Origin of the sequence: Thauera sp. GDN1, assembly GCF_029223545.1 — a bacterium.
GTDB lineage: Bacteria > Pseudomonadota > Gammaproteobacteria > Burkholderiales > Rhodocyclaceae > Thauera.
In genome coordinates, this window is the sequence record NZ_CP097870.1 from 2348525 (window position 1) to 2364286 (window position 15762).

At 67.5% G+C, this 15762-nt stretch carries 15 protein-coding genes; 2 read left to right on the forward strand and 13 right to left on the reverse strand.

The features are described 5' to 3' along the window. Positions 1–215: 215 nt before the first annotated feature. The 12 genes from CKCBHOJB_RS10855 to CKCBHOJB_RS10910 form a co-directional block, all read right to left on the reverse strand. Positions 216–1403, reverse strand: coding sequence for an NnrS family protein (locus tag CKCBHOJB_RS10855; RefSeq protein WP_281048684.1), 1188 nt, complete (start codon positions 1401–1403; stop codon positions 216–218). A gap of 76 nt (positions 1404–1479) precedes the next feature. Continuing rightward, positions 1480–3123 carry a cytochrome D1 domain-containing protein gene (locus CKCBHOJB_RS10860; RefSeq protein ID WP_281048685.1) on the reverse strand — a complete coding sequence of 548 codons (1644 nt, stop codon included), beginning with the start codon at positions 3121–3123 and terminating at the stop codon, positions 1480–1482. Then, complete coding sequence (gene nirJ, locus CKCBHOJB_RS10865; protein ID WP_281048686.1) at positions 3120–4328, reverse strand: heme d1 biosynthesis radical SAM protein NirJ; 1209 nt, start codon at positions 4326–4328, stop codon at positions 3120–3122. Before nirJ ends, CKCBHOJB_RS10860 begins: the two co-directional genes overlap by 4 nt. Before the next feature lie 115 nt (positions 4329–4443). Further along, positions 4444–5004, reverse strand: coding sequence for an Lrp/AsnC family transcriptional regulator (locus CKCBHOJB_RS10870; RefSeq protein WP_281048687.1), 561 nt, complete (start codon positions 5002–5004; stop codon positions 4444–4446). 11 nt (positions 5005–5015) lie between these two features. Beyond that, complete coding sequence (locus CKCBHOJB_RS10875; RefSeq protein WP_281048688.1) at positions 5016–5525, reverse strand: AsnC family transcriptional regulator; 510 nt, start codon at positions 5523–5525, stop codon at positions 5016–5018. Further along, entirely contained in the window at positions 5518–6567 is a 1050-nt protein-coding gene (locus CKCBHOJB_RS10880; protein WP_281048689.1) for an Lrp/AsnC family transcriptional regulator, read from the reverse strand. The genes CKCBHOJB_RS10875 and CKCBHOJB_RS10880 overlap by 8 nt, the downstream gene beginning before the upstream one ends. Beyond that, entirely contained in the window at positions 6567–7775 is a 1209-nt protein-coding gene (locus CKCBHOJB_RS10885; protein WP_281048690.1) for a cytochrome D1 domain-containing protein, read from the reverse strand. The genes CKCBHOJB_RS10880 and CKCBHOJB_RS10885 overlap by 1 nt, the downstream gene beginning before the upstream one ends. A gap of 72 nt (positions 7776–7847) precedes the next feature. After that, entirely contained in the window at positions 7848–8231 is a 384-nt protein-coding gene (locus tag CKCBHOJB_RS10890; protein ID WP_281048691.1) for a cytochrome c, read from the reverse strand. Between the two features lie 128 nt (positions 8232–8359). Continuing rightward, on the reverse strand, positions 8360–8671 hold the full coding sequence (locus tag CKCBHOJB_RS10895; RefSeq protein ID WP_348634869.1) for a plastocyanin/azurin family copper-binding protein: 312 nt from the start codon (positions 8669–8671) through the stop codon (positions 8360–8362). Positions 8672–8808: 137 nt separating this feature from the next. Then, on the reverse strand, positions 8809–9687 hold the full coding sequence (locus CKCBHOJB_RS10900; RefSeq protein ID WP_281048693.1) for an ethylbenzene dehydrogenase-related protein: 879 nt from the start codon (positions 9685–9687) through the stop codon (positions 8809–8811). A 42-nt stretch (positions 9688–9729) separates the two neighbouring features. Continuing rightward, positions 9730–10341 (reverse strand): NapC/NirT family cytochrome c, encoded by a 612-nt coding sequence (locus CKCBHOJB_RS10905; protein WP_281048694.1) that lies wholly within the window; start codon positions 10339–10341, stop codon positions 9730–9732. A gap of 68 nt (positions 10342–10409) precedes the next feature. Then, the gene (locus tag CKCBHOJB_RS10910; RefSeq protein ID WP_281048695.1) at positions 10410–12092 is read right to left on the reverse strand and encodes a cytochrome D1 domain-containing protein; all 1683 of its coding nucleotides are present in this window, start codon (positions 12090–12092) and stop codon (positions 10410–10412) included. A gap of 264 nt (positions 12093–12356) precedes the next feature. On the opposite strand from CKCBHOJB_RS10910, the gene cobA reads away from it, so the two are divergent. Then, positions 12357–13253: a uroporphyrinogen-III C-methyltransferase gene (gene cobA / locus CKCBHOJB_RS10915; RefSeq protein WP_281048696.1), complete on the forward strand. Its 897-nt coding sequence runs from the start codon at positions 12357–12359 to the stop codon at positions 13251–13253. Positions 13254–13339: 86 nt separating this feature from the next. After that, the gene (locus tag CKCBHOJB_RS10920; RefSeq protein ID WP_281048697.1) at positions 13340–14782 is read left to right on the forward strand and encodes a putative nucleotidyltransferase substrate binding domain-containing protein; all 1443 of its coding nucleotides are present in this window, start codon (positions 13340–13342) and stop codon (positions 14780–14782) included. 13 nt (positions 14783–14795) lie between these two features. Here the strand turns inward: CKCBHOJB_RS10920 and CKCBHOJB_RS10925 are convergent, their stop codons facing one another. Then, positions 14796–15710, reverse strand: coding sequence for a YihY/virulence factor BrkB family protein (locus CKCBHOJB_RS10925; RefSeq protein ID WP_281048698.1), 915 nt, complete (start codon positions 15708–15710; stop codon positions 14796–14798). Between the last annotated feature and the right edge of the window lie 52 nt (positions 15711–15762).

Here is a 15762-nt window from a genome sequence, read left to right on the forward strand (position 1 = left end):
TCCACAAGCCGGCACACAGGCCTGTCCCCACCGGCTGGGGACAACCCGCCGATGCCGAGGCTCCCTGTGCCGGGCCGGCCGCCCGCCCCGGGTCCTCAGGCCATGTGCGCAGCGGGTCCGGCTGGCGCGAGCGACCGGCCGCGCCCCGCCATTGAAAAAGGGGCCGGAAGGCCCCTTTCGCGTTTTCTGCCCGGCGCGCATTGCGCGCCGCGGTTTCAGCCCTCCTTGCCGTCGACCCGTGCCCGCCACAGGAAGGGCGCGTAGCGCCACAGATAGAGCAGGAAGGCGACGGACCACAGCGTGGCCGCGGCATGCACGCCGCCGAGCTGCGCCACGGGGAGGAAGCCCACCGTCAGCACCCGCAGCAGGGCGGCGATCAGCACCAGCGCGTAGGCTGCGGTCTCGATGCCGCCGGCGACCAGCATGCGGCCGGTGTGACCGAGCGCGGTGCGGGTGATCATGCCGATGATCAGGCCGCCGGTGGCGCCGATCGCCAGCGCGTGGATGCCCGCCGAACGCGGCAGCACGCCGAACTGGGTCAGCGCGATCAGCGCCAGCCCGAGCGGAATCCACAGATAGGCCAGATGCAGCACCCACAGGATGGGCTGGCCGCGCGTCGCCCACGGGTTCCAGCCGCCCACGCGCGCGGCCTGCAGCGCGGCGGCGAGCAGCGACACTGCGCCCGCCCACGCCCCGGCACCGAGCGCCCACAGCAGCAGCGCGATGCCGGTGGCGATCGCCGCCGCCCAGTCCACCTTCACGTTGCGCCACTGCTTGACGCCGCGCACCGCGTTGAAGGTGAACATCGGGATCACCCGGCCGCCGACGATGGTCTCCAGCAGCACGACCAGGCCGAGGGCCAGATGCATCGCGGTCAGCGGATCGGCCTCGATCACGCCGAGCGCAGCGAGGTGGAAGAACAGGTTGGCGAGCGCGAGCATGGCGGGCAGCGCGCCGACGAAGTAGTTGCGCTTGCTCTTGGCCTTGATCAGCACCGTGAGCAGCATCCCCGCCGCCACCGGCAGGAAGGCCAGGTCCACGATCGCCACCCAGGCGCCGCTGCCGAAGGCCATCGCCAGCCGGCCGGCAAGCCACACCGCGGCGAGCACCATCAGCGGCTTGCCCGTGGGCGTGTCGAGCCCGGTCCAGTTGCGCCCGGCGGTGAACAGGAAGCCGATGATCACCGCGACCGCGAAGCCGAAGATCATCTCGTGCGCATGCCACCAGATGCCCGGCATGGGCAGTTCGATCGCGCCGGAGTAGGCGACCGCCCACACCGGCACAGCGATCGCCGCGAACAGCGCGGCGAGCAGGTAGAAGGGCCGGAAGGCGAGCGCCCACAGCGAGAAGGTCTCGGGCGGGATGCGTTTGGTGGTCGGTTCGTCGAGGCGGATCAGCGCCATGTTCCTATCTCTTTCGTTCTGAAGGGGTTGATGAAGGGGTCACGCTCGCGGCCGAAGCGGTTCCGGCCGCCGGGGTTCAGTGGCTGGTGCCTTCCTCGCGCGTGATCTTGTTCCAGACGTTGTACTTGCCCACCGGCTTGCGCATCGGCAGGCGCTTCACTTCCTCGAGGGTCTGCGCGTCATAGACGATCACCGCGCCCTCGTCCTCCCACAGGCTGGCGAGCGCATAGCGGCCGTCGCGGGTGAACTCGATGTGGGCGAGCGTCTTGCCCGGCTCGCCGATGATCTCCTTGACCACCTCGAGCGTGTGCTTGTCGATGACCTGCAGGATGTGCTTCGCCTCCGGGCTCATCATCGAATCGACGAAGGCGAAACGGCTGTTGCTGTGGCTGCGCAGGAAGAAGCCGGGGCCGCGGGTGGGGATGCGCCTGACGACTTCCCAGGTCTTCATGTCGATGACCGTGACCTCGCCCGCCTTCAGGTTGGTGCTCGCCATCACCGTGCGCGGCGCGGCATCCGGCCCGGCGGCGGGGTCCTTCCACTCCCAGGTGATGCCGGAACCCAGGTGCGGCATGCCGTCGAGCGGCAGGTTGGCGATCTTCTTGCGCACGTCCAGGTTGACCACCTGGCCGACGCCGTCGCGCGAGGCGCCCATCAGCTCCGAGTAGTCCTGGGTGAAGAAGAAGTCGTCGAGCACCTCGGCGAGGATGGTGCGGCGCGGGTTCAGGTAGCCGGGGATGAAGCTCCCCTCGCGCTGGGTGTAGTCGTGGATGTAGCTGATCGGGATGTCCTCGACCGCCTTGGTGTAGCTGATCTCCCACACCTCGCCGACGTCCTTGAGTGCGGCGATGAAGGACTGGCGCGGGGTGGCATCGTACACCGCGGAGACGCGCGAGCTCCGCTTGCCGTCGCGATCGGAGGCCGGGATGGTCTTGACCAGGTTGAGGTCGCCGTCGAGCAGCACCAGGGTGTTGGGCAGGTAGTTGGCCACCGCGACGTGGGTGCCGTCCGGCGAGGCGGCGACGTTGCGGGTGTTGATCCCGGCGCGCACCTCGGCGACCACCTTCAGGTTCCACATGTCGAACTTGGTGATCCAGCCGTCGCGCGAGGCGAAGAACACGTAGCGCCCGTTGGCCGCGAACTTGGGTCCGCCATGCAGCGCGAAGCGCGACTGGAAGCGATGGATCGGCTCGAGCTTGTCGCCGTCGAGCACGCTGACGTGATGATCGCCCGCCTCCACCACCAGGAACAGGTTGAGCGGGTCGGCGTCGAACACCGGCTTGTCGGACAGGGTGGCCGGGTCGACATGGACGATGCGCGAGGCGCGGATGTCGTCGTCGGTCCACCGCGGCTCGGGCACCACCGGGGTGTAGATCCAGTCGGTGAGCGCGGCGATCTCGTCCTTGCTCAGCTGTGCGGCGAAGCCGGCCATCTGCGTGGCGGGCCGGCCTTGCGCGATCACCTTGACGGCCTCGGTCTTGCGCAGGCGGCCGAGGTTGTCGGGCAGCAGCGCCGGCCCCATCGCACCGAGACGGTTGGGGGCATGGCAGGCCGCACAGTGCTGCGCATAGAGCGCGGCCACGTCGATCCCGGCCGCTACGGCAGCCTCGGCCGCTGCAGCCTGGGGCGCGGCCTTGCCCGGCGACGCAACGGCAGGCAAGGCCGCCACGCCACCCGCGAGCACGAACAGGCAGGCCAGGGTCGAGGCGCGGAATTTCATGCCGACACCTTGTTGATGCGCGTCCAGGGGGTGGTGACCACGCGTTCGGCGCCGTAGTCCTCGGCGCTGACGCCGATTTCCTCGTCCGACAGGTAGCAGGCCGGATCCTCCGCCCACGGATTGCCGGTGACCTGTTCGGCGCGCACGCGCGAACTGCCGTTGCAGATGTCGAGGTAGCTGCACGCGCCGCAGCGCCCTTCGAGCGTGCGTGGATGCTGCTTGAGCCCGGCCAGCAGCGGATTGGAGAGGTCGTTCCAGATCTCGCCGAAGGCGCGCTGGCGCACGTTGCCCAGCGGCACGTGCCACCACATGGTGTCCGGATGCACGATGCCCAGGTTGTCGATGTTGGACACATTCACCCCGCTGGCATTGCCGCCCCACTGGCGCAGCTTGGCCTCGATGTGGGCGGCCTGCTCGGGGAAGCGGCGCTGCACCCAGTGCAGCAGGAAGGGGCCGTCGGCGTCGTTGTTGCCGGTGACGAAGTCCTTGTCGATGCCGCGCCGGTGCAGGTCGAGACAGGTCTCGAACAGCAGCTCCATGGCCTCGCGGGTTGTGCGGTGGCGGGCATCGCCAGCGCGGTTCTTGTTGCCACGGCCGGCGTAGTTGAGGTGCGAGAAGTAGAACTTGTCGATGCGCTCGTCCTCGACCAGCTTCAGCAGCGCGGGCAGGTCGTGGGCGTTGCCCTCGGTCATCGTGTAGCGCACGCCGACCTTGATGCCGCGGTCGCGGCACAGGCGGATGCCGTGCATCGAAGCCTCGAACGCGCCCTGCTTGCGGCGGAAGTGGTCGTGCGTCGCACCGATGCCGTCCAGGCTGACCCCGACGTAGTCGAAACCGATGTCGTCGATGGCGTCGATGTTGGATTCGTCGATCAGCGTGCCGTTGGACGACAGCCCGACGTAGAAGCCCATGCCCTTGGCGCGACGGGCGATGTCGAAGATGTCGGGGCGCAGCAGCGGCTCGCCCCCGGACAGGATCAGCACCGGCACGCGCGCGGCTTTCAGGTCGTCCATGACCTTGAACACTTCCTGAGTGTTCAGCTCGCCCGGGAAATCCTTGTCCGCCGAAATCGAATAGCAATGCTCGCAGGTCAGGTTGCAGCGCCGGATCAGGTTCCAGATCACCACCGGGCCGGGCGGATTGCGGCGCGGGCCTGCGGGGGTCGGGTGGTCGAGCTCGCGGATGAATTGGGAGATGCGGAACATGGGAGCCTCCTGAATGGGGCTCATTTGACCCGACCCGCCGCGTGCAGAAAATGACGCGGGTCAAGGGCCTCCCGATCAGCGGGAGGGGCGGCGCGCCGACAGTCCGCCAGCGCTTTCAGCCGCCGATCCGCAGCCCGGTCTTCTTCAGGATGCCCGCCGAGAACAGCACGTCGCGACCACGGCAGGCGCCGGGGAACTCGGCATCGATCAGCGCGGCGATCTCCTCCACGCGCTCGAGCGCCGCCTCGCGGCTGCCGGCATGCACCATGGCGAACAGGCTGTAAGGCCAGTCGGGGAGGTGGCGCGGACGGCGATAGCAGTGGGTGACGAAGTCGAGCGCGCCGACGCGCTCGCCAACCGCGTCGATCACCGCATCGTCGATGTCCCACACGCTCATGCCGTTCGCGGTGTAGCCGATCGCGTAGTGGTTGGGCACCGCGCCGATGCGGCGGATGCGGCCGTCGGCGAGCATCGCCGCCAGGCGCGTGCGCACCAGCGCCTCGTCGACGCCGAGTTGCGCCGCCACCGCGGCGTAGGGCCGCGGCACCAGCGGCAATCCACCCTGGGTGGCGAGCACCAGGCGGCGGTCGAGTTCGGCGAGGCCGGCGCCATCAACCTCGGGCGCATGCGTCCCGCCCCCCTCGTCCGCCTGGGCCACCGCTCGGTTGTCGGGCATCGCTTGCACCATCAGGCCTCCAGCCTCATCTCGACGAAATACTCGCGTTCCTTCGGGAACAGGTGCACCACCAGGCCGGTGGCAGCCTCGATGCGGCGCGCGCAGTCGGTGATGCCTTCCCGGGTCTCGGTGGCGAGCACGAACCACATGTTGAGCGCATGCTCGCGACGGTAGTTGTGCGCCACTTCAGGGAAGGCGTTGACCGCCTCCACCGTTTCCGCCCAGCGCGCTTCGGGCACCGCGATCGCTGCCAGGCAGAACGCGCCGCCCATGCGCTCGATCTGGAACATCGGACCGAAGCGCGTCAGCACGCGATCGTCGAGCAGGGACTGCAGGCGGGCGATGACGTCCGCCTCGGCCAGGCCGAGGGCGGCGCCGATGTCGGCGAAGGGGGTCTCGGTGAGCGGGAACTCGCCCTGCAGCGCATTGATCAGGCGGCGGTCGATGTCGTCGGGCGCACGCCTTGCGGCCACGCCGCGCCGTCCGGCGGGCGCCGCCGTGGTGTTCGTGGACTCAGACATTGGCGACATCCCGGGTGCCGAGGTAGCGTGCCCCGGTCTGCTTGAAGCGCCTGCAGCTGAACAGCACCGCATGCGGATGGCGGTCGAGGCCGAGGCGCGCGGCGATGTCCTCGCGTGCGGCCAGCACCTCCTCGCGCGCGCTGCCATGGATCATGCAGAACAGGTTGTAGGGCCAGTCGGGCAGCACCCGGCTGCGCCGGTAGCACAGCGTGACCGCGGCCTCGCGCGCGAGCTGGCGACCGAGTTCGGACACCTCCGCATCGGGCACGTCCCACACGCACATGGCGTTGGCCTCGAGGCCGAGCTCATGGTGGCGCACCACGACGCCGAAGCGCCGGATCAGGCCCTCGACAAGCCAGGCTTCGATGTGCCCGATCACTGCGCTCTCATCCAGCCCCACGTTCGCCGCAAGGCGTGCGAACGGCCGCTGCTCGAGCGCGAGGCCACCCTGCAGCGCGGCGATCAGCTGGCGGTCGCCCTCCGGCAGCCTGCAGCCCTCGTCGCCGTTTGCCAGCGCGATCGGCTCGCCGGCAGCGCTCGCCCGACGCGCCCTGCGCTCCTGTCCCCCTTGCTTGAGGTCGAAGCCGAGGTCGATGTGGAACTCTTCTTCCAGAGGGAGCACGATGACCGCGCAGCCGGTGTCGCGCTCGATGCCGGCGACCACCTCGTCGAGCTGCGCGCGCGAGGCCGCGGTGACCACGAACCACAGGTTGTAGCGATGCTCGCGCTGGTAGTTGTGGTTGATCGAGGGTTCGCGGGTCACCCGTGCGGCGACCTCCTCCAGACGCTCGGGCGGCGCGGCCAGCGCGGCCAGCGCGCTCGCCCCCAGCCGGCGCGGCGCGAACACCGCGCCGACACGGCTCACCAGGCCCTGCGCCATCATCTGCCGGTAGGCGACGAGGACCTCGTCCTCGCTGCTGCCGACCGCCTCCGCGATGCGTGCAAAAGGCCGCGCCACGATCGGGAAGTCGCGCTGCCACTCGTTGAGCAGGCGGAAGGCGGTGGCGTCGACCGCCTCGGGCAGGACGAGCTGGCGCGGCATCAGAAGCCCGTGCGCGCGGCGCGCGTGGTGAAGAAGATGCCGCTCGGGCTCAGCGAGTCGAAGCCGCCGATCTGCTTCTTGGTCGCGGTGTCGTAGATCACGACCTTGTTGTCGTCGCGCGCCGAAAGCCAGATCTCGTGGCCCTTGGACAGGAACTCCATGTGCAGGATGCCGCGCCCGGGCTGCAGCGTGTCGGTGACCTGGCCGGTCACGGTGTCGATGACCTGCACCCAGCCGTTGTCGGGGAAGGCGAAGTTCACCCAGATCTCGCGCCCGTCGGGGCGCGCCATCGCGAACACCGGCTGGCTCTTGACCTTGATGCGGCCGACCTCCTGCCAGGTGTCGGTGTCGACCACCAGCACCTCATGGCGGCCGATCGCCGGCAGGTAGGCACGGTTGCCGGCGATCGACCAGCCGCGCAGGTGCGGCATCTTGAACACCGGCAGCGGCTGCTCGCCGCGGCCGTAGCCGGAGAGGATCTTGCGGCTGCCCTTGTCGAGGTTCCACAGGTCGATGAGCGCGAGGCCGTCCTCGCCGAACAGGCCGGCGATGTAGTAGCGGCCATTGGGGCTGACCAGCGCGTCATAGGGCTGCTTGCCGCCGGGGAAGCGCTGGGTGACCGGGTTCTTCGGATCGGAGAAGTCGGTGATGCGGATCTCGCCCGCCTCGAACAGCGAATAGATGAAGCGCCTGCCGGAGAGGTCGGCGAGGCCGACGACCTTGGAGCGGGTGCCGTCCTCGGTGGTGGCCGGCACGTCGGCGACCAGCTCCAGCGTATTGGCGTCGAAGGCCTTGATGCCGCCCGGCTCGTAGTTCTGCACCACCACCAGGCTGCCGTCGTGCGAGATCGAGCCGCCGATCGCATTGCCCGCCTGCACCACGCGGCCGGCGATCCGGCGCTCGAGCAGGTCGACCTTGGTCAGGCCGCCGTCGCGCCCGAACACGAAGGCGTAGCGGCCGTCGCGCGAGAACACCACCGAGGCGTGCGACAGGTCGCCCAGCCCGCCGACGGTGGCGAGCACGCTGCGACCGCTGGTCTCGACGACCTTGACGTTGCCATCGGCGCGCTCGATCACCACGCCGAGATCGCCGGTGCCGCGCAGCGCCGCGGGCGGCGTGGTCGAACAGGCGGACAGCAGGGCGACCATGGCGGACAGGACCACCCCCCACAAGGCGGGCGGCGCAAGACGGACTTTCAGGGAAGACATGAGGGCTCCGGCTTCAGGGCGGGGCATGCGCCCCGGGGTATTGGAGCTCCGCGCGCGGCAGCGGCGGAGAGATCAGTTCATGCTGCGCGCTTGGGGCAGCCCCGCGTCGGGGGGAAAGCCGCGCATCAACTGATCGACGATCCATTCGGCCTCGGACTCGGTGACGATGGAGCCGAAGGGCGGCATCGGCGTCCCCGGACGGCCGCCGATGATGGTAGCGACCAGGCTCTCCGCCGGCTTGCCCTCAAGTGCCTCTGCGGTAAGCGCAGGACCGAGCCCGCCCTTGAAGGTGAGCCCGTGACAGGACCCGCAGTCCTGGCGGACGATATGCACCAGCTCGCGCGCGCGCTGCGCATCGGGCGATGCAGGAAGGGTGTCGGCAGCGGATGCGAGCGCCGAGACGACGGCCGCACCGATCAGGACGACCACGTGAGCGACGAGGGGCGGGAGTTTCATGCTGGAATCCAACGGCGATGCAGTCGCGGACAGAATGGCCTTTCGGCCGGCATGAAACCTTGACTCGAATCAACCATGCCCGGCGTGGGGTTGTGCCGGCGCCCTGCCCGCCGGCCACGCGCCGCACCTCACTCGACGATCACCACGCCGAGCATCTCTGGATGGGGGCCGCATCGATACTCGAAGCGCCCGGCCTCGGGGAAGGTGCGCGACCACTTCTCGCCCGGAAAGAAGCGCTCCGATTCCTCGCTGCGTTCGATGAACAGCACCGAGTGGCTCACCCGCTTCTCGTTGTTGCTCCAGGTCACGGTGTCGCCCTTGCCGATGCGCAGCTCGGCCGGACTGAAGCTGTATTTCTCGATCACCACGACGTGCTCGGCCGCGGCGACCGCAGCCGGGAAACCCAGCGCGAGCATTGCGCCCGCCAGACCCACCACCATCGCTACGGATTTCATGCTGACCTCCTTGCTGTGACGCCTTCAGGATAGCAAACGAAAAAGCGGAAGCCCCGGCCGCAGGGCCCGGACTTCCGCTCGGGGGCAGGCCGCTCGCAAGTGCGAACGGATGGCCCGTGCGCTTACTGCTTGGCAGCCTTCACGTGGCCGTCGGCGTCGATACCCAGCTTGTAGCCGAGCGAGACGTGGTGGAAGCGGCCCGCGGCGCTGTCGTCGTGGATTGCGAAGCCGAAGTTGTAGGCCTTGCCCGATTCGAGCGCCACGTCACCTTCGCCGCCCGCCAGCTTGCGGGTGAACACGACCGTCCAGTTGTCGCCGTCCTTCTTGCCTTCGGCGCTGACCAGGGCCTTGCCGCCTTCCATCACGCGCTTGTCGGCGACGTAGCCGTCGAAGCCCTTGTTCTCGCCGCTACGCCACTGGTAGAGGTCGTAGAACTTGCCCTCGGCCAGCGAGGCGCCCTTCACGTACTTGGTCTTGGCTTCGTCGGCGCCGGGCATGGTGCGCGAATCGGTGTGACAGGTGGCCCAGCAGCCGGCCTGGTCGGCAAGCTCGACCTTGCCGCCGGACTCGAGCATGAACGCGATCTTGACCGGGTTCTTGTCGTCCATCTTCGCCGCGCCGGAGGCAGCCGGCTGCTTCCAGGAGAAGCGCAGGTAGAGGTTCTCGCCGTCATGCGCGGCCTGCACCTTGACCGGGATCGACGCCGCCTTGCCGGCGATCGGCGTCGGCTCGATCTTCTGCCCGCTGGCCATCTTCTTGCCCATGTCGGCGGTTTCTTCGCTGTGGCAGTCGGCGCAGGTCTCGCCCTTCTTCAGCGCGCGCGCGCCACCGTGCTCGGTGCCCTTCTGGATCCACTCCAGCGGCGACACGCCCGGATAGAACAGGGTGAAGTCCTTGGCCTCGACCTTGCCCCAGTCGGGCGCAGCGGCCATCGCGCTACCGGCACCGAACGCCAGGAATGCGCCCACGGCGCCAGCAATCATGGTTTTCTTCATCGTCATTTCCTCACTGTGCTTGGGTTGGGCCTCGATGCAGGGCGAACCTTACATCTCGTCTTCCTCGGTCATGCCTGCCGGCTTGTTGTGGGAGATACCCTTGTGGCAGTCGATGCAGGTCATCTTGTCAGCGATGGCCATCTCGTGCTGCTTGCGTGCGCGCTGCTTTTGAACCTCGGGGTTCATGCTCTCCAGGCTATGGCAGTTACGGCATTCGCGCGAGTCGACCGACTTCATGCGCGCCCATTCACGCCGGGCGAGGGTCAGGCGCTTGGCCTCGAACTTCTCGCGGGTGTCGATGGTACCGGTAATCTTGCCCCAGACCTCGCGGGACGCCTGGATCTTGCGCATCATCTTGTACGTCCAGTCCTTCGGAACGTGACAATCCGAGCACACCGCACGCACGCCCGTGCGGTTGCGGTAGTGAATCGTTTCCTTGTATTCCTGATACACGTTGTCATACATCTCGTGGCAGGAAATGCAGAATTTCTCGGTGTTCGTGGCTTCCATCGCGGTGTTGAAACCGCCCCAGAGCAGCACACCCAGCACGACTCCAACAGCCAACAGACCGCCCAGCGATCTCTTCGACGGGCGGCGCAGGCGTGCCCAGAAGCCGCCCGAATCTTCTTGTTTGAGGTTGTCGCTGTTTCGATCTGACATGGAATTCTTCCCTCGTGTCCCCCCGCGCCGGAGCGCGGGGGGTGTTCAGCTACGGTCGTACAGGCCGATCAATAGACGTCGTGCATCGTGTTATACACGTTGAACTTGCCGGTCGGCGTGACGATGGCCGGGTCGGTGATCACCTTCTTCACCTTCAGGGTCTTGTCGTCGTAGATCACGATCGCGGACTGGTCGGTCTTGCCACCCCACAGCGAGATCCAGACTTCGTCGCCGGCCTCGTTGTACTCGGGCTGCACCGCACGACGGATCGCCTTGCTTTCGGGCAGGCCCGAGTCCTTGGCGACGTCGAGGCGGACCGGCTCCTTCTTCAGATCGGCCTTGTCGAACACGAACACGGCTTCAGCGATCTCACGCTCGGGGTTCATCGGCGCGTCGGCCCAGAAGTTCTTCGACTTCGGGTGCGTCTTGACGAACAGGTTGCCAGCGCCCGGCATCTTCAGCTGCTGCACCACCTTCCAGTTGTGCTCCTTGTACTTCGCGAACTTCGGATCGTCGGAAGCGGTGGAGATCAGCGAGACGACGGCGTCACCGAGGTGGCCGGTCGACCAGACCGGGCCGAACTCCGGATGGACGAAGTTGGCGCCACGACCCGGGTGCGGGATCTTCGCGGTGTCGACCAGCGCGGCGAGCTTGCCCGTCTTGGTGTCGACCGCGGCGACCTTGTTCGAGGCGTTGGCAGCGACCATGAAGTAGCGGCCCGACGCGTCCCAGCCGCCGTCGTGCAGGAACTTGGCGGATTCGATCGTGGTGGTCTTCAGGTTCTTGATGTCGCTGTAGTCCACCAGCTGGATCATGCCGGTTTCCTTGACGTTGACCACCCACTCCGGCTTGGTCAGCGAGGCCACGATGGAGGCCACGCGCGGCTCGGGGTGATAGTCGCCATCGACGGTATTGCCGCGGGTCGACACGATCTTCATCGGCTCGAGGGTCTCGCCGTCCATGATCGAGTACTGGGGCGGCCAGTAGGTGCCGCCGATCAGGTACTTGTCCTCGTAGCCCTTGAACTTCGAGGTGTCGACCGAACGCGCGTCCGAACCCAGGCGCACGGTGGCGACCGTGGTGGGCTCTTCGTAGAACATGTCGATGATGGTGGTCAGGCCGTCACGACCGACGGTGTAGACATAGCGGCCTGAAGCCGACAGGCGCGAGATGTGCACCGCGTAGCCGGTGTCGAGGATCTTCCAGATCTTGTGGGTGTCGCCATCGACCAGGGCCAGCTTGCCCGCGTCGCGCAGCGTGATCGCGAACACGTTCTTCAGGTTGACCTTGTTCATCTGCTTGGTCGGACGGTCCTTGACCGGAACGATCAGCTTCCAGCTGTCCTTCATGTCCTTCAGCGAGAACTCGGGCGGGATCGGCGGCTCATTCTGGATGTAGCGCGCCATCAGGTTGATCTCTTCCTTGGTCAGGATGTCGTCGTAGTTGACCATGCCGCCTTCGGTGCCGTAGGAGATGATCTTCTCCAGGCGATCGGTACCGAGCTTGAGCGTGCCGCCCTCGAGCTTGGTGCCATCAGGCGCGGTCTTGGTCCAGTGCGGCTCGAGGTTCTTGCCGGTGGCGCCCTTGCGCAGCACACCGTGGCAACCGGCGCAGCGCTCGAAGTAGATGAGCTTGCCCTTTTCCATCTCCTCGGCAGTCAGCTTCGGCGCTTCCTGCGCCCATGCACTGCTCATGGCCATCGGCAGGATCGCCATCGCGAGCGCCGAACCGATCAAACGAGTTTTTTGCATTGCCCTCTCCTTACACGACACGGGATATGAAACGACGTTGTGACGGCAGTATGGTTTTTCTCAGGAGCCCCCATCCTTGATGTGAATTAATTTTCCCCACGAAGCCTGAGGATAAAGTTCAGTGGCACCGAAATGCAGTCCGGGACGGGCGAATACAGCTTCGACCGGGGTTCCGGATGTGTTAGCCGGAAACCTCGCAGCGAACCCGTCGCCATGGATCGCCCCATAATTTCAAGCCTTGCGCGCCAGGGTGGGAGCTTCTAAATGTACGCAGGACATCAGGTATCAGACGCTTCGCCCTTCGGCAGCGGCGCGACGCGCGCTTTCCGTGCGCCCTCCCGCTCCCCCGCTCGCCTGGGCGCATCGGGGAGCCGCAGCGCGGGCGCTCGCCAGGGCGCGAGCCGCGGCGCAGGCAAGGTGTTCCTGGTCGGTGCGGGCCCGGGCGATCCGGACCTGCTGACGGTGAAGGCCCAGCGCCTGATCACCCAGGCCCAGGTGGTGGTCTTCGACCATCTGGTCGGGGAAGCGATCGTCGACCTGATCCCCGCCGCCGCACGGCGGGTGTATGCCGGCAAGGAAGCCGGCAATCACGCCCTGCCCCAGCACGCGATCAACCGTCTGCTCGTGGAGCTGGCGAGCGAGGGCCTGGACGTGGTCCGCCTCAAGGGCGGCGACCCCTTCATCTTCGGCCGCGGCGGCGAGGAGATGCAGGCGGTGCTCGACGCCGGCCTCGAATGCGAGATCGTCCCCGGCATCACCGCGGCCGCGGGCGCAGCATCCTGTACCGGCATTCCGCTGACCCACCGCGAGCATGCCCAGACCCTGGTCTTCGCCACCGGACACCTGAAGGACGATACCGTCGACCTAGACTGGACCGCCCTCGCCCGCCCCCGCCAGACCGTGGTGATCTACATGGGCCTGGGCGCGCTCGACATCATCTGCACGCAGCTGATCGCCCACGGCCTGCCCGCGCACACCCCGGCCGCCGTCATCCATGCGGCGACCACCCCGGGCCAGTGCGGCGTGCACAGCAACATCGCGCACCTGCCCGCGGCGGTTCGCGAAGCCGGGATCCGCACCCCGGCGCTGATCATGATCGGCGAAGTCGTGGCCCTGGACCCCGGCCTGCTGCTCGAACACGCGCTGCAGTCCGCCGCCTGAGCCGGCAGCGCCCAGCCTGCGCAAGCCTGACCGACCCGCCACGGGTAGAATGAGGCATGTCCGCAGCATCCGAGGCACCGAGAGGCATGGCCGACGAGAATCAGTTCTTTCGTCCAATCCGCGATTTCTACCAGCGTGGCGTCGTCAGCTGCACGGCCGACGACGCCCTGGTCGACATCGTCGCGCAGATGCGCGCGCGCAGCATCTCGTGTGTCGTCGTGCTCGCCGACGGCAAGCCGTTCGCGATCGTCACCGACCGCGACCTGCGCAACAAGGTCGTCGCCACCGGCAAGGATCCGGCAAGCCTGTGCGTGGCGGACGTCATGAGCAGCCCGCTGGTGACGATCGCCGAGGACGACGTCCTCTACGAGGCGCTCTACCGCATGTCGCGCCACAACATCCATCGCCTCGTGGTGGTGGATCAGGCGGGCGTGCTCGCCGGCATCATCACCGTCACCGACATCCTCCGCCTGCAGGCCCACTCGCCGCATCAGCTCGTGCTGGACATCGAGAAGGCGGACTCGATCGACGCGCTGCGCGAACTCCACCAGCGCATCCAGAAACTGATCATCCACCTCGCCGGCACCGGGATCGCGATCCGCGAGATGGTGAAGCTGATCGCCAACCTCAACGACCAGGTGCTGATCCGGCTGATCCATCTGCTGCGGGCGGAGAAGTACCCCGACCTGACCGGGGATTTCGCCTTCGTGGTGATGGGCAGCGAAGGACGCGGCGAGCAGACCCTGTCCACCGACCAGGACAACGCGATCATCTACGACGACAGCGTGAGCGGCGAGGCCCTCGCCCGCCTGGAGGCGTTCTCAGGCGACCTGATCGATGCGCTGATATCGATCGGCGTGCCGCCCTGCCCCGGCGGCATCATGGCCAAGAATCCGCAGTGGCGGCGCAGCCTGTCCGAGTGGCGCCAGGAGCTGACGCGCTGGCTGTCCACGCCGACGCCGGACAACGTGATGACCGGCAGCATGTTCATGGACCTGCGTCCGCTCTACGGCCGCGCCGACCTGGTGGACACGCTGCGCACCCATGCCTTCCATTACATGGCCAACGAACAGGGCTTCCTGGTGCGCATGGCCCAGAACATGACGCAGTTCGCGCCGCCGCTGGGCTGGTTCGGACGCATCAAGGTGGACAAATCCGGCCCTCACCGCGGTCAGCTCGATCTCAAGAAGGCCGGCATCTTCGCGATCACCGACGGCATCAAGGCCCTCGCGATCGAAGCCGGAAGGCTGCACGGCAGCACGCACGACCGCATGGAGGCGCTGGTGGAAGCCGGCGTCATGAAGGCCGAACAGGTCGCCGACCTGCGCGCCGCCTTCGACTTCCTCGTGCTGATGCGCCTGCAGGGCCAGGTCGCCGCCCTGCGCACCGACACGACGCCGAGCAACTACATCGCGCTCGAACACCTCAACGCCATGGAACAGGGCGAACTGCGCCTCGCACTCGAGGGCGTGGCCAAGTTCCAGTCCTTCATCGAGCACCACTTCAAGCTGCAGCTGCTGCGCAACTGAATCCGTGCGCGTCTCAGTCCTCGATCAGCTGCCGGTGCACGCAGATCGCCGTCGCGCGCGGCCGCACCGCACGCCCTCGCGCCTGCAGGTGCGCACGGGTGAAGGCCGCACCGAACAGCAGGATCAGCGAGGAATAATTCACCCATAGCAGCAGCAGCACGAGCGAGCCGGCCGCACCGTAGGTGGACGCGGTCGCCGTGGTGGACAGGTAGATCGCGATCAGCGCCCGCCCGAAGGCGAACAGCAGCGCGGTCACGAAGGCGCCCAGCACCACGTCGCGCCAGCGCAGCACCACGTCGGGCAGGACACGGAAGATCGTCCCGAACAGCAGCGTGATCACCACCAGCGACACCACCCAGTCCACCCCGAGCACCACCGGCACCGGCACCGGCAGCCAGTCCTGCGCGAACGCGACCACGCCGCGCACGAACACGCTCAGCATCAAGGACACCAGCAGCACGAAGCCGATTCCCAGCACCACGGCCAGCGACAGCAGGCGCGTCTTCATGTAGATGAACACGCTGCTACGGGTGGGCCGCGGCGCGACCCCCCAGATCGCGTTCAACGAAGTCTGCATCTGGGTGAACACGGTGGTGGCACCGAACAGCATGGCGGCGACGCCCGCCAGCGTCGGCAGCAGGCCGCTGTGCTGGATGCGACTGTTCTCCACCGCCGTCTGCACCGCCGCCGCCGCCTCGTCGCCGATCGCCGCGCGCAGCTGCTCGACGATCTGGCCCTGCGCCGCGCTCTCGCCGAGCACGAAGCCGACCAGCGTGACCGCCACGATCATCACCGGCGCCACCGAGAACACGGTGAAGAAGGCCAGCGCCGCCGCATGCACGAAGACCTGCGCGTCGAGCCACAGCTTGACCGTGGTCTTGAACACCGAATACCAGAACGTCAGGACGGGAAGGTTTCGAGCGGACATGCCGCGATGTTACCGCCATCGGCAGGGATCCGACGCGCGCGTGGCACGGGCG

What these genes read in the sequence shown, in the direction of transcription:
- CKCBHOJB_RS10855 (WP_281048684.1), bottom strand. Translation starts at nt 1,403, where the DNA reads ATGGCGCTGATCCGCCTCGACGAACCGACCACCAAACGCATCCCGCCC.
- CKCBHOJB_RS10860 (WP_281048685.1), bottom strand. Translation starts at nt 3,123, where the DNA reads ATGAAATTCCGCGCCTCGACCCTGGCCTGCCTGTTCGTGCTCGCGGGT.
- nirJ (WP_281048686.1), bottom strand. Translation starts at nt 4,328, where the DNA reads ATGTTCCGCATCTCCCAATTCATCCGCGAGCTCGACCACCCGACCCCC.
- CKCBHOJB_RS10870 (WP_281048687.1), bottom strand. Translation starts at nt 5,004, where the DNA reads ATGCCCGACAACCGAGCGGTGGCCCAGGCGGACGAGGGGGGCGGGACG.
- CKCBHOJB_RS10875 (WP_281048688.1), bottom strand. Translation starts at nt 5,525, where the DNA reads ATGTCTGAGTCCACGAACACCACGGCGGCGCCCGCCGGACGGCGCGGC.
- CKCBHOJB_RS10880 (WP_281048689.1), bottom strand. Translation starts at nt 6,567, where the DNA reads ATGCCGCGCCAGCTCGTCCTGCCCGAGGCGGTCGACGCCACCGCCTTC.
- CKCBHOJB_RS10885 (WP_281048690.1), bottom strand. Translation starts at nt 7,775, where the DNA reads ATGTCTTCCCTGAAAGTCCGTCTTGCGCCGCCCGCCTTGTGGGGGGTG.
- CKCBHOJB_RS10890 (WP_281048691.1), bottom strand. Translation starts at nt 8,231, where the DNA reads ATGAAACTCCCGCCCCTCGTCGCTCACGTGGTCGTCCTGATCGGTGCG.
- CKCBHOJB_RS10895 (WP_348634869.1), bottom strand. Translation starts at nt 8,671, where the DNA reads ATGGTGGTGGGTCTGGCGGGCGCAATGCTCGCGCTGGGTTTCCCGGCT.
- CKCBHOJB_RS10900 (WP_281048693.1), bottom strand. Translation starts at nt 9,687, where the DNA reads ATGACGATGAAGAAAACCATGATTGCTGGCGCCGTGGGCGCATTCCTG.
- CKCBHOJB_RS10905 (WP_281048694.1), bottom strand. Translation starts at nt 10,341, where the DNA reads ATGTCAGATCGAAACAGCGACAACCTCAAACAAGAAGATTCGGGCGGC.
- CKCBHOJB_RS10910 (WP_281048695.1), bottom strand. Translation starts at nt 12,092, where the DNA reads ATGCAAAAAACTCGTTTGATCGGTTCGGCGCTCGCGATGGCGATCCTG.
- cobA (WP_281048696.1), top strand. Translation starts at nt 12,357, where the DNA reads ATGTACGCAGGACATCAGGTATCAGACGCTTCGCCCTTCGGCAGCGGC.
- CKCBHOJB_RS10920 (WP_281048697.1), top strand. Translation starts at nt 13,340, where the DNA reads ATGGCCGACGAGAATCAGTTCTTTCGTCCAATCCGCGATTTCTACCAG.
- CKCBHOJB_RS10925 (WP_281048698.1), bottom strand. Translation starts at nt 15,710, where the DNA reads ATGTCCGCTCGAAACCTTCCCGTCCTGACGTTCTGGTATTCGGTGTTC.